This is a genomic window from Paracoccus fistulariae (assembly GCF_028553785.1).
GTDB lineage: Bacteria > Pseudomonadota > Alphaproteobacteria > Rhodobacterales > Rhodobacteraceae > Paracoccus > Paracoccus fistulariae.
The window spans coordinates 2800190-2813443 of sequence record NZ_CP067136.1 but is presented as its reverse complement, the minus strand read 5'-3'; the positions used below and the strand labels follow the sequence as shown (position 1 = coordinate 2813443).

The window sequence follows — 13254 nt, the reverse complement described above, 5'->3', positions numbered from 1 at the left end:
GGGGTCACCTCGTCTGGCTATCGTGAATATCGTGGTCTTCCGCGGCCTGGCGTGACCGCCATTCCTTGATCAGCATGCGTATATGAAGCCCGATGACCAGAAGGATCAGCCCGAAGATGATCATGGCGATCGGGCGGTCGATCATGTCCCACGGCGTTTTCAGGCGCGGCAGCGAAGAGCGCAGCTTGACCTCCATGATGCCGCCCAGGACCATACCCAGAATGATCGGCACGATCGGCAGGTTCAGCCGCTTCAGGATCAAACCCAGCACCCCGAACCCCGCCGCGATCATGCAATCCGTCAGCGAGTTGCGCAGCGAATAGACGCCGACAAAGGACAGAAGCAGGATCAGCATGCCCAGAAAGCGTGTGGGGACGCGGATGATCTTGGTCAACAGGTTGGTCGAGAACAGCAGGAACACCATCACGATGACATTCAGCGCGATCAGCGCGAAATACAGGCCATAGACCAGATCGATATTGTTCTGGAAAAGCTGCGGTCCGGGGATGACATTATGGACGTAGAACACCGACAGCATCATCGCCGTCAACGCCTCGCCGGGGATGCCAAGCGCTAGAAGCGGGATCATCGCGGCGGCGGGCACGGCATTATTGGCCGCTTCCGAGGCGATCAGCCCTTCGGGAGAGCCCTTGCCGAACTCGTCCGGCGTCTTCGAGGTCTTCTGCGCGTAGGTATAGCTCATGAATTGCGCGGTGAATTCGCCCGTGCCGGGGATCATGCCCAGCAACACGCCAAAGCTGGATGCGACCGTCGCCACCCGCTTGTGCCGAAGCAATTCCCGGAAGCCCGCGGACATCTTGCCGGTCACCGGTCTTGCATCGGGGCTGCTGTCGGGCGTGGTCAGCAGGAAGAATGCCTGGCTCAGCGCGAAAAGACCCAGCACCACCACGATCAGATTTATCCCGGAACTGAGGAAGGAAGATCCGAAGGTATAGCGCGGCGTATAGGTCACCGCGTCAAGGCCCACGGTCTGCAGGAAGATGCCGAACATCGCCAGAAAGCCGGCCGCGAAGATCTGACCGCGATGCGCCAGGATCACAAGGATGATCCCCAGAAGCGCGGCCAGAAAGATCTCTCGGCTGCCGAACATCGGCGCGACGATGGCCAGAACCGGCGACAGCAGGATCAGACAGCCGATGCCGAAAATCCCGCCCCAGAAGGACGCGCTATAGGCCAGTGACACCGCCCGATGCGCTTCGCCGCGCTGTGTCATCGGATAGCCGTCGTAAGAGGTCAGCGCATTCACCGCCGTTCCCGGCGTGTTGATCAGGACGGCCGGAATGGCGCCGCCATACATCGAGGATCCATAGATCCCAAGCAGCATCGTCAGGCCCACGATGGGATCCATGGCGAATGTCGCAGGCAGCAGGATCGCAATCGCGACCGCAGGCCCGACGCCCGGAATCGCACCGATGATCACGCCACCTATCGAGCCGACCAGCAACGCCATGACGACGTCCCATCGGGCGAGCATCTCTGCTCCGGCAAGGAGGTTTTCCATAAGATTTTCCGATCAGAAATAGGTCATCATGATCTGGCGCAGCCCGTCTGGCAGCGCCTCATAGGCCATACCGGAAGGCAGGTTCACCTTCATCAGGGTCTTGAACAGCACGACGATCACCAATGCCGACAGCGCCGCCGCGATCAGCATCTTGGGCGCGCGGTATCCAAGCCGCAGCGTCAGCGCGACGGCAAAGATCACGGTCGTCGGCAGATAGCCCAGATAGGGCACCACCAGCGCATAGACGACGAACCAGCCCGCATATTCCAGCGATCTGATCCACAGCCAGACCTCTTCCCGGCGGCCGCGGATACGGTCGGAACAGGCAGAGCCCAGCAGGTGAAAGGCGGCAAAGATCACCATCCCGCCAAGCGCCACCGAGGGCCAGAAGCGCGGCTGTGTCAGCAGGGCACCGCCATCGCGCCACGTGGTCTGTTTTGTCAGTTGTAATAAAAGGAACAAGGATGCGATCAGCATGAACCAGGCGAACACGATGTCGCCGGGCCTGCGGTATCGTTTGAATAAGGATTGAAGCGTTTTTACGCCAAGCATAGCCAGCCCCGTTTGCAAAATTGCCATGGCCGGGCAGATCGCTCTGCCCGGCTGTTCTGGTTTCGCCTTACTTGGCCAGCAGGTCCTCGATCCTGGTGGTTGCTTCGGTATCGGCCGCGATCTGCGCGGTCGCTTCCTCGGCATTCTGCCAGTAGATCAGCGCGCCCGTATCCTCGGCCAGCTTCGCCGCCTCGGGCGAGGCCATGACCTCTTGCGCCACCGCGATGATCTTGTCGCGGGCATCCTGCGGCACATCGGCGGCGACGAACAGCCCGTTCCACAGCGACAGCGACAGATCGGGGTGAATTTCCTGCACGGTGGGAACGTCCGGCGTGATGCCGATACGCTCTCGCCCGATCGAGGCAAGGATCTTGACGTCGTTCACGCAGGGCATGATCTGCTGCAGCGTGGTATTGATCACATCGACATCGCCCGAGGCCAGCGTATTGCAATCCAGCGCGTCGAAGGCGGCGCTGGATGCGAATTCCACGCCGGATTCCTGCGCGGCGGCAATGGTCACCTTGGTCGGCGGCAGACGGTCGCCGAAATGGCCAAGCACCAGATCGTTTTCCTTGGCGTATTCGACCATGCCATTCCAGTCGTCATAGGGCGCATTGCTGCCCGCGGCGATGACAAAGGGATAGGTCAGGAAGATTCCCAGCGGCTCGAACGGGTTGGGGCTCAGCTCGGGAATGCCGATCTTCGGGCCGCCGATGGACACATCGGTCACGAAAGAGCCGACGGTATAGCCATCGGCCGGGGCCGTCGCGACGGACACCGCGCCGGGGAACGGACCGCCGCCACCGCCGGGCTTGTTCACCACCGCAGCGGGCACGCCATAGGTTTCCTGGAACTTGTCCGCGATCATGCGCGTCAGCACGTCCTCCAGATCACCCGGGGGCCACGGCACGACGAATTCGACCGGCTTTTCGGGGTATTCGGCCTGCGCCACCCCGGCAGCAGCCGTCATGGCCAGCGCCATGGCAGTCACGGATTTCACGAAATTTGACATCTCCACCTCCCTGCATTCGGTTCATATATTGAACCATCGTTGCAAAATAAAGATTGCCTTGTTAATTATACTGTGTCAAACTTTTTTGAACCCAGACGAAATGAGATGGTCGTCATGTCCTCTGTCGCCAAAGCACTTGCGCTCTTGTCCTATTTCTCGCCCGCGCGGCCGGAAATCGGTCTGTCGCAGCTGTGCCGGCTTGCAAAGCGGGACAAGGCCACGACCTATCGGCACCTGCAGGCCCTTGAAACAGCAGGATTTGTTGAACAGAATCCGGCGACCCGGCATTACCGCCTTGGCCCCCGCGTCATTCAACTGGCCTATCTGCGGGAAAGCACGGTGCCACGAAAGGAAAGCGCGCTTTCGGCCCTGACCGCGCTTGCAGAGGCGACCGGAGAAACCACGCATGTCACCGTGCTGTCCGGCGAAAGCCTTTACGCGCTGGCCGATTACGAATCGCCCCGGCATGGCACGCGCGCGGTGATCGACATCAATACCTTTCCGCTGCACGCGACCGCCTCGGGCATCTGCGCGCTGGCCTATGGTCCCGAATCGCTGTTCGACATCGCGGCAGCAAATCTTGAACATTTCACCGAGACCACGCCAACCACGCGCGAGGATCTGGCCGCGCTGGTCGACAACGTCCGCAAGACCGGCTTCAGCTGCGCGAATCAGACCTACGAGACCGAGATCTACGGCGTTTCCGCGCCCATATTCGACCATTCCGACCTGTTCGCAGGCACGGTCACCGTGGCCAGCGTCGCATCCCGCTTCACCCCGGAACTGGAGCGCAAGATCAAGGCGCATCTGGTCGCGGCCAGCCGCGAGATTACCCGCAACTGGGGCGGCACCGTCCCCGCCGGTATCGAGGCCGCCTGGGCCACTCATCTGTCACATATTTAACTTAATGGGATCCACATCATGAAAGACTCGAACTTCCTGAAAGAGCAGAATGGCCGCCGGATGTGGCACCCGATGACCTCGCCACAGGACAGTGCCGAACAGCCGCCCAAGATCATCACCGGGGCGAAGGGCGTGACCATTACCGATATCGACGGCCACACGGTCGTTGACGGTGTCGGCGGGCTGTGGAACGTGAATCTGGGCTATTCCTGCCAGCCGGTGAAAGATGCCATGGCCGCGCAGCTGGAAAAGCTGCCCTATTATTCGACCTTCCGGGGCACCAGCAATGACGCCGTGATCGAGCTGTCCTACGAGCTGAGCGAATTCTTTGCGCCCGACGGCCTGTCGCGCGCCTTCTTTACCTCTGGCGGATCGGACAGCGTTGAAACCGCGCTGCGTCTGGCGCGGCAATACCACAAGCTGCGTGGCGAGGCGGGGCGCACGAAATTCCTCAGCCTCAAGAAGGGCTATCACGGCACGCATATGGGCGGCGCCTCGGTGAACGGCAACGCCAATTTCCGCACCGCATATGAACCGCTTCTGCCGGGCTGTTTCCACATCCCCGCCCCCTATACCTATCGCAACCCGTTCAACGAAACGGACCCCGAGCGGCTGGCACAGCTTTGCGCCGCCGCGCTTGAGGATGAGATCGCCTTTCAGGGTGCCAACACCATCGCGGCCTTTATCATGGAGCCGATTCTTGGCGCGGGCGGCGTCATCCCGCCGCATAAATCCTTTGCCCCGATGGTGCAGGAGATCTGCAACCGCAATGGCATCCTGCTGATCACCGATGAGGTCATCACCGCCTATGGCCGCACCGGCGCATGGTCCGGCGCGCGGCTGTGGGGCATTCAGCCCGACATGATGTGCACCGCCAAGGCCATCACCAACGGCTTTTTCCCCTTTGGCGCGGTGATGCTGGGCGCGCGGATGGTCGATGTCTTCGAAAACAACCCCGAGGCCCGGATCGGTCACGGCTATACCTATTCCGGTCACCCGGTGGGCGCAGCCGCGGCCCTGGCCTGCCTTGCGGAAACCAAGCGCCTGAATGTCGTGGAAAATGCCGCCGCCCGTGGCACCCAGCTATATGAGGGCTGCCTGAAGCTGCAGGAAAAGCACGATATCATCGGCGACGTGCGGGGCGGGCACGGGCTGATGACCGCCATCGAAATGGTCAGCGACCGCGCCACCAAGAAACCCATCGGTGCCGACAGCGCGACGACGGTTCAGGAAGTCGCCTATCAATCCGGCGCCATGGTCCGCATCTCTGGCCCGAACCTGATCCTGTCGCCGCCGCTGGTGCTGACAGAAGACGATGTGAACACCATCCTGTCGGCGCTGGACGCCGGCCTGAAGGCCGTCTGAGGGGAAAAGCACCATGTCAAAAGATTTCGTCGCCCTGCTGGGCACCAAGGGCGGGCCCGCGATCCGGCCCGGTTCATCCATGCCCACCTCGAACCTGTTCTGCCTGAACGGGCAGCAGATCGTGGTGGATTGCGGTCTGGGCGTCACGCGCGGGCTGGTCGATCAGGGGATGCAGCTGAAAGACCTGTCGCTGATCTTCATCAGCCACCTGCATTCGGATCACTATCTTGAACTGGGGCCGCTGCTGCATACCGCCTGGACCGCCGGTTTGCAGAGCCGCGTCGATATCTACGGCCCTGCCGGGATCGACGTCTGCTGGGAGGGGTTCCTGGCCTCGATGAAGGCCGATATCGACCTGCGGATCGAGGATGAGGGCCGACCGGACCTGCGCGACCTTGTCGCCATCCACGTCATCGATTCGGGCAAGGTGATGGAGCGTGGCGGCGTCACCGTTACGGCGATCCGCAACGAACATCCCCCGCTGATCGACACCTTTGCGCTGTCCTTCAGGACGGACAGCACCCATGTCGTGTTTTCCGGCGATACCGCCCCCATCGAAGCGCTGGAAGATTTCGCGAAAGGCGCGGATCTGCTGATCCACGAAGCCATGCTCGAATCCGCCCTGCCGGGGCTGATGGAACGCGTCGGCAACGGCTCTGACAAGCTGATGGCGCATTGGCTGCGCTCGCATACCTTCGCGCATGACGCCGCCCGGACGGCCACCAGGGCCGGGGTCGGGCGTCTGGCGCTGTCGCATCTGATCCCGTCCGACGATCCCGCCTATGGCGCGCAGGACTGGCAAGATGCCGTCGCCGGTCATTGGGACGGCCCGCTTTTCGTTGGCCATGACGGTATCAGGATAGAGCTCTAGTGGCGCGGGATATAAACCAGCTTCTCGCAGACCGGGCACGCCTGATGGGCCCGAACCTGCCGACCTTCTATGAAGAGCCCGTCCATGTCGTGAAGGGCGACGGTGTCTGGCTGTGGGATGCCGAGGGGCGCAAATATCTGGATTGCTATAACAATGTCCCGCATGTCGGGCATTGCAATCCGCGCGTGGTCGAGGCGATCCAACGTCAGGCGGCGACGCTGAACACGCATACGCGCTATCTGCATGACGGGATTCTTGATTATATCGAGGCGCTGACCGCCACGATGGACGCTTCGCTGAATACCGCGATCCTGACCTGCACGGGATCCGAGGCCAATGACATCGCCCTGCGCATGGCCGAGGCGGTGACAGGCAAACGCGGCATCATCGCCACCGACGCCACCTATCACGGCAATACGGCGCTGGTCAGTCAGCTTGGCACATCGAATGCGCCCGGCGTGGGCTTTGGACTGGGCCAGTATTTCCGTTTCGTAGAGGCCCCCGACAGCTATCGCGCGCCGGACCCCGATGGCACGATATTCGCCGCCCGCGTCGCCGCGCAGATCGCCGCGCTGAAGGCGGATGGCACCGGCTTCGCGGCCCTGCTCATCTGCCCCTATTTCCTGAACGAAGGCTTCCCCGACCATCCCGACGGGTGGCTTGGCCCCGTCGCCAGGGTTGTGCGCGATGCCGGCGGGCTTCTGATCTGCGATGAGGTCCAGTCCGGCTTTGGCCGCACCGGCACCCATATGTGGGCGCATCAGAAAATGGGCGTCGTCCCCGATATCATGACGCTGGGCAAGCCGATGGCCAACGGGCATCCGGTGGGCGGGGTGGTGGCCGATCGCGATCTCGTCAGCGCCTTCCGGGACGGCTATCGCTATTTCAACACCTTCGGCGGCAACCCCGTATCCTGCGCCGCAGCCATGGCCGTGCTGCAAGAGATCGCCGACCGCGATCTTGTCGCCCATGCCAAACGGGTGGGTGATCACGCCCGCGCGCGCCTGAACGCGCTTGCCGCCAGACACGAGGTGATCGGGGATGTCCGCGGCTCTGGCCTGATCTTCGGCGCCGAGATGGTGCTGGATCGCGACAGCAAGGCGCCCGCGACAGGGTTCACCGACAGGGTGATCAACGCCATGCGCCATCGCGGGATCATCCATTCCAAACTGGGCCGTTACATGAACACGCTCAAGATCCGGCCCCCGATGCCGTTCTCTGTCGAAAATGCAGACCTGCTGTTCGACACGCTCGACCAGGTGCTGACCGAAACCCCGGTGGCGCCATGAGCGCTGTCGTCGAACAGGCCCTTGCCCTGTGGGGGCTTTCGGGCGCCAGATACGCTCTTGTCGCGGCGCGGGAAAACGCGCTCTATCGCGTCACCGCAAACGGCGTCAGCCACGCCCTGCGCCTGCACCGCAAGGGCTATCGCAGCGATCAGGAGCTCTGGTCCGAACTGGAACTGATGAGCGCGGTCGCACGCGGCGGCATTCAGGTGCCGGATCCGATCCCCTCGACCAGCGGCCGGATGCTGCATGTCATCGACGGCATTCAGGTCGATGTGCTGACCTGGCTTCAGGGCGGAACGGTGGCCGAGGCTCTGGCCCGGGCGACGGGCGCAGAACGGGTGGCGATCTTCCGTCAGGTCGGCTGCCGCATGGCCCGGATGCATGATGTCACCGACGCCTGGCCCCTGCCCGGGGGGTTCATGCGCTGTGCGTGGGACCGCGCGGGCCTGCTGGGCGACGCCCCGCTCTGGGATCGCTTCTGGGCCAACCCCGCGCTTGACGACAAGGACCGCGCGCTGTTTCTGGCATTCCGCGACAGGGCGAATACGGTTCTTGAACAGTCGCAGGACAGTCTGGATTACGGCCTGATCCACGCGGATCTGGTCAGCCTCAACATGATGGTGGATGAGGGTCAGGTCAGGTTCATCGATTTCGACGACAGCGGGTTCGGCTTCCGGATCTTCGACATCGCCACGGCGCTTTTTAAACACAGCTCCGAACCCGATTACACGGCCTTGCAGTCGGCCCTGCTTGACGGCTACGCGTCCGTGCGGCCGCTTGACCTTGCCGCCCTCGACCTCTTCCTCGCCCTCCGCGCCGCAACCTATGTCGGCTGGAACATCACCCGCCTCGCAGAAGACGGCGCAGCAGCGCGAAACGACCGATTCATCTGTGAAGCACGCCGTCTTGCACGGAATTACCTGTCGAGAAGTCAGCAGTCATGATCGTTGGGTTCAGGGAGGTCGCGTCACGTCGAACCGTCGACCGTTTTTTCTAGGTTCAGGCCTCGTTCCCGTTTCATAGCCCAAACAAGATGGTTGCGGCGAGAGCGATGGCTGAGAAGAAGGTCTCCGGGCATCTGTCGTAACGGGTTTGCGCGCTTGCGTTCATCCGCAATGAGGCTCTTTTTTTGTACGTGTATCCCAGCCGCTTGAGCGCTTGATCGATCCCAGAGACTGACGCGGTCACGTCATGTGCGTCGGCCAAGGCCCCCTGCAATTCCCTGAGCGTGATGTCCGGATCCTGGTGAATCAGGTCGATGAGAAAATCGTGGTGCGGAGCCAACCGCCCATGTCCGGTATTGCGCGGGTTGTCGGCGGGCGTCAGGCGCAATCCGCGTTTGAGCTTTTGAGACAGGCGCGAAGCGGAGGCCGCCGAAATCATCAGACGGAGACCAATCTCGCGGCCCGGCAGGCCTTGGGCAAAGAGCAACTCAAAACGCGTACGAATATCGGCGGAAAGCGGGTTGGGCATGAACTGATCCTCCTGAACAGGATGAATCAGAGAACACACCTCGTGAGCCCCCCCTTTCGATTCAATGAAAGCTGGAACCGCTTTAGGAGGGCTTGTCGAGTTCCTCCAGCCTTCCTGGTGTGATCTTAAGCCATTTAGAGTCGCCGCTTGCCATAGGCAATGCGAGGTGGATTCCGCCTGCTGACAGGTGCCTTGAGATAGCCTCTCCTACCCCCATTCGATTGGCGAGATCGGCACCCGGACGTGGCCCTTCCTTGATCCAAATAGAGCCATTTGCATAGAAAAAGCTCAGTCCGATTCTTCGGAGCTCGGGTTCGCCGTTCAGGTCTTCAATCGTAGTCCGCAATTCAGTTCCGAACATTTCAATTGTCTGCATCAAAATTTCCTGTTGGTGCAAGCATGCTGGCTCACTCAGATCGGCACCCAGTTGCATAACCTTCGCCACCAAAAAGAGAAAATTACGGCTGCTACGTTAGCGAAGACGTGAAGCGCGGAGACCTCCATTATCGGAGCGATTCTCCCCTTTGTCGTAGCGTTGTTTTGTAGAAATTCCGGAGATGAGTGAGAATTCGCTGCACTTGAGACAAAGGTCTACTTTTTGGAACAAATTGGATTCCGTAGGTAATCTGGACCACGACTGATCTTTCGAGCTGAAATTACCGGATCACCTCAGAGGGAATCGGTCGAGGCAGATCGATGGACGCCAAATCAGCCAAGAAAGCTTTTGCATTGGCCAAGCGTTCCGGTGTCGATTTTTCGTAACCGCCCGATTTGAACCGCCTGCTCGTATGTCCCGGTGATTGATAAGAGACGTCCATAATGACGTTATTAGAGACGTCTCCTACAGGGAGGCAGGGATGCGGGGCGAAATTCTGGGTGTAGAACGTCGGCGCCGGTGGAGCGACGACGAAAAATTGGCGATTGGACGAGCATCCAAGCGACACGTTCAAGCTCGTCGCGTGTGTCGAACTCAATAAGGTCATGAACAGGGTCTCGCACACGTTGAATAGCCATCGCCTAGACGTTCTCTTTTTGTTTCAGCATGCGTCTCTTTGCAGATCAATCCTACTAGATTTGCAGCAATCGGCAACCACTGGTAGCCCAGCAGGCTGCAAGCACAATTTGTCGTCCCTTGCTGGCAGGCTGCCATCATGTCTCGACGGCGGGCTTTGCCCCGCGTTTCTTCCAACTGCTTAGGCAAAATGTCCCGCACGAACGGGTGGACTGATGAAGACTGCAGGGTCGCGCGAGGCCCTCTCGAAAGGCAGCTCCGGGCCGCGTTACTCATCGGACGTTTAGATGAACATTGCCTAAATATGAGACGCCGTTCCACCATTGCCGAACCACGCCTCCAGCCAGCGACCGAAGATCATCGGCATCGCTGTTCTCTAGATATGTACATGACAAGACCCATTCCCGCTTTCCCCTAGGGATTAGCGCTTCGAAGTTGCGCTTCGTCGATCCTCCGCTGATGGTCTTTCCCGGCTGCGCCAACGGTTCCGTGATGGAGAAGCGGCGGGTGATGGATCGGCGGGGGCGCTTGGTGCCCTTGCGGGGGCGTCCGGGGATGTCCTCGGCGGGCAGCTCGATGCGGGCGATCCAGGCGGCAGAGCGGTTTCTTGTGGCCTTGGCATAATGGACGCCGGTGATCTCGGAGCGGTGCTCGGAGGGGGCTTTTTTGCGGGTGACCTGGCGCATCTCGGTGCGGGTCAGCGGCGGGACGATCTCGAGAACTGCATCCCGGTAGGCCCGCGCGACAAAGAGGGACTGGGCGGGGCCGCCATATGTGCTGTCAGAGAAGGAGGTTTGGATCATGCGGCCGCCGCGCGAGAGGCGGACGGTCCAGGCTTGCTGGCCGGTCGCGTCCGGTGACTTGCGGGAAATTCCGTACATGTCGCTGGGGTGGCCGCGGCGGGATGGCGGTTTGGGTGCCAACTTGCCGGTGCTGCCCGCCTCATTGTTGTCATCCGCCATGCCTCTCCTGCCTCCGATCGGTGACCGCTTATTCTAGCGGCCCCTTCGCCCGCGCCAAAGCCTTTAGGGCCTCTCGCGACGTCTTTCTGCGTTGCTGGCGAGATCGGGGCTGACAGTCCGTCGGGGCCGTGTATATAGTCGGCCCTGATTTTGAGTTGAGTTTTTGTGGTTAAGGGGTTTCGCATGAGCGCCGACTTCATCCAGGCTGAGCGGATTCTGCGCATTGACAGCGCTCTGGGGGCGGATGTGCTTCTGGCGCAGAAGCTGCATTGGCGTGAGGCGATTTCCGAGCTGTTCGAGGGGCGTGTCTCGCTGCGGTCGAAATCGCCGGATCTGACGCCGCAGGATCTGCTGGGCAAGCCGGTCGATCTGCGGCTGGAACTGGGCGGCGGGCAATGGCGGCAATGGAATGCGATCGTCACCGATCTGCGCGCAGGCCCCCGCCAGAGCCGTGGGCTGCGCCATTACGAGCTGATCCTGCGCCCGGATCTGTGGCTTCTGTCGCAGCGCTCGGATTGCCGGATCTGGCTGGACATGTCGGCGCTGGAGGTGGCGCAGACGCTGATGTCGGAACATGGCATCGCCGCGCCGCGGACCGGCGGCGTGACCGATCCGGTGCCGCCGCAGCATTACTCGGTGCAATGGAACGAGACCGATCTGGCCTATCTGACGCGGCGGCTGGAGGAGGACGGGCTGTTCTTCTGGTGGTCGCATGAGGAAGGCGCGCACCGGTTGCATATCGCCAGCCATGCCTCGGGCTATCTGGGGGGTGAGGATGTGCGCTTTGCCCATGGCTCGACCGATCGCAATCACATTAACCGGTTCGAAACCACCTTCCGCTACATTCCGGGGGCGCATGCCGGGGGCGACTGGAATTTCCAGACCCCGGGCCATGTGCCGGGCGGGGTCAGCCCCGGCCTGATCAACCTGCCCCGGAATGGCGGTTACGAGCGATATGAATACCCGGTACAGGCGGGCTATGGTCCGGGCGGCCGCGCCAGCGACGGGATCGAGGATGGGGCGGTGGAACGCGTGGCCCGTCTGCGGATGCAGGCGGATGAGGCCGAGCATGCCCGGGTCGAGGGGTCGTCGAATGTGCGTACGCTTGCGGCGGGGTCGCGGCTGACGCCCTATGACGTGGCCAATCCGGACAATGTCTTCGCGCCGCATGTGATCCTGGCGATCGAGCATGAGGTGACGGATACCAGCTATGAAAGCGTCGAGAACCAGCCCGAATATGTGAACCGCTTCCTGGCGCTGCCCGCGGATGTGCCCGCGACGCCGCGGCGGGTAACGCCTCAGCCGCGGATCGACGGCACCCAGGTGGCGATCGTGGCGGGCCCTGCGGGTGAGGAGATCCATCCCGACGAATATGGCCGCGTCAAGCTGTGGTTCCCCTGGGACCGGCGGGCCAGGAAGGATGGCTCGGACACCTGCTGGGTGCGGGTGACGCAGAACTGGGCCGGTGCCGGCTGGGGCGGCCAGGTGATCCCGCGCATCGGTATGGAGGTGATGGTCAGCTATCTGGACGGCGACCCCGACAGGCCCGTGGTGACAGGCGTCGTCCCGAATGCCAGGCAGAAAGTGCCATATGACCTGCCTGCGAATAAGACACGCTCCACCTTCAGAACAAATAGCCACAAGGGCAGAGGCTTTAATGAACTGAGATTCGAGGACGCTGCAAAAATAGAGGAAATACTGTTGCGAGCCCAAAAAGATCTTTCTGTAAAGGTGCTTAACAACAGTACCGCCCGTATCGATCGTAACGAAGTCAGGTCAATCGGCCGAAATAGATTTCAGGAGACAGCAGGCAATGACACAGTTCATGTCGGCGGCAGCATGACTGTCAACGTTACGGGAAATCACCGGGAAACATATGCGACGGGAAGAGCAGGCCGAAATTGGGAAGGCATCAGACCGCTGGGCTATTCGCTTGACCATCCTACTGTGCCTGGTGGAAGTTACCAGCTAAGCGTTCAGCGAAACATCAGCCTGACAAGCGGGGAAAATATGCTTGTGATGGCCGGAAGCAATCGCATAGAGAGTGTCGCTAAGGACTATTCATTTAACGTCGGGGGCGAGGTAACCTCAAGTGTGACTGGATCTCGCCGCGAAATGGTCGGAAATCGGCAATTTATTGACGTAGCGCGCGAGGTTCACATTCGTTGTGGAGCGTCCACGTTTAAAATGGATGCTTCAGGCGTTATTTCCATCGAGGGGAAGCACATTCGCATGAAGGCGGATAAGATTGACCTGAACTAGCGCGAGATAAAATGAAAATTCTTATGGTTTT

Annotated in this window: 12 protein-coding genes; 6 read left to right on the top strand and 6 right to left on the bottom strand. The window is 61.0% G+C overall.

What is annotated here, in order from left to right; translation table 11 throughout:
- Positions 1-4 precede the first annotated feature (4 nt).
- The 3 genes from JHX87_RS13910 to JHX87_RS13900 form a co-directional block, all read right to left on the bottom strand.
- A complete protein-coding gene (locus tag JHX87_RS13910; RefSeq protein WP_271885630.1) occupies positions 5-1522 on the bottom strand; it encodes a tripartite tricarboxylate transporter permease in 1518 nt (505 codons plus the stop codon).
- A 12-nt stretch (positions 1523-1534) separates the two neighbouring features.
- Complete coding sequence (locus JHX87_RS13905) at positions 1535-2014, bottom strand: tripartite tricarboxylate transporter TctB family protein (RefSeq protein ID WP_271885631.1); 480 nt, start codon at positions 2012-2014, stop codon at positions 1535-1537.
- A gap of 127 nt (positions 2015-2141) precedes the next feature.
- Positions 2142-3086 carry a tripartite tricarboxylate transporter substrate binding protein gene (locus JHX87_RS13900; RefSeq protein WP_271885632.1) on the bottom strand — a complete coding sequence of 315 codons (945 nt, stop codon included), beginning with the start codon at positions 3084-3086 and terminating at the stop codon, positions 2142-2144.
- Between the two features lie 114 nt (positions 3087-3200).
- On the opposite strand from JHX87_RS13900, the gene JHX87_RS13895 reads away from it, so the two are divergent.
- From JHX87_RS13895 to JHX87_RS13875, 5 genes are read left to right on the top strand one after another with little or no spacing between them, the layout of a single operon-like run.
- Positions 3201-3989, top strand: a complete 789-nt coding sequence (locus tag JHX87_RS13895; RefSeq protein WP_271885633.1) for an IclR family transcriptional regulator — start codon at positions 3201-3203, stop codon at positions 3987-3989.
- Between the two features lie 18 nt (positions 3990-4007).
- Positions 4008-5354 (top strand): aspartate aminotransferase family protein, encoded by a 1347-nt coding sequence (locus JHX87_RS13890; protein ID WP_271885634.1) that lies wholly within the window; start codon positions 4008-4010, stop codon positions 5352-5354.
- Between the two features lie 13 nt (positions 5355-5367).
- Positions 5368-6225, top strand: a complete 858-nt coding sequence (locus JHX87_RS13885; protein ID WP_271885636.1) for an MBL fold metallo-hydrolase — start codon at positions 5368-5370, stop codon at positions 6223-6225.
- A 44-nt stretch (positions 6226-6269) separates the two neighbouring features.
- Positions 6270-7514, top strand: coding sequence for an aspartate aminotransferase family protein (locus JHX87_RS13880; RefSeq protein ID WP_271885638.1), 1245 nt, complete (start codon positions 6270-6272; stop codon positions 7512-7514).
- Positions 7511-8458 carry a phosphotransferase gene (locus tag JHX87_RS13875; protein WP_271885640.1) on the top strand — a complete coding sequence of 316 codons (948 nt, stop codon included), beginning with the start codon at positions 7511-7513 and terminating at the stop codon, positions 8456-8458. The genes JHX87_RS13880 and JHX87_RS13875 overlap by 4 nt, the downstream gene beginning before the upstream one ends.
- A gap of 73 nt (positions 8459-8531) precedes the next feature.
- On the opposite strand, the gene JHX87_RS13870 is transcribed toward JHX87_RS13875, so the two are convergent.
- From JHX87_RS13870 to JHX87_RS13860, 3 genes are all read right to left on the bottom strand, one after another.
- A complete protein-coding gene (locus JHX87_RS13870) occupies positions 8532-8987 on the bottom strand; it encodes a transposase (RefSeq protein WP_271885663.1) in 456 nt (151 codons plus the stop codon).
- An 82-nt stretch (positions 8988-9069) separates the two neighbouring features.
- Positions 9070-9363, bottom strand: a complete 294-nt coding sequence (locus JHX87_RS13865) for a hypothetical protein (protein WP_271885641.1) — start codon at positions 9361-9363, stop codon at positions 9070-9072.
- A 908-nt stretch (positions 9364-10271) separates the two neighbouring features.
- Positions 10272-10961, bottom strand: coding sequence for a hypothetical protein (locus tag JHX87_RS13860; protein ID WP_272833702.1), 690 nt, complete (start codon positions 10959-10961; stop codon positions 10272-10274).
- 183 nt (positions 10962-11144) lie between these two features.
- Between JHX87_RS13860 and JHX87_RS13855 the strand changes: the two genes are divergently transcribed.
- Positions 11145-13223 carry a type VI secretion system Vgr family protein gene (locus JHX87_RS13855; protein WP_272833701.1) on the top strand — a complete coding sequence of 693 codons (2079 nt, stop codon included), beginning with the start codon at positions 11145-11147 and terminating at the stop codon, positions 13221-13223.
- The last annotated feature ends 31 nt before the right edge of the window (positions 13224-13254 follow it).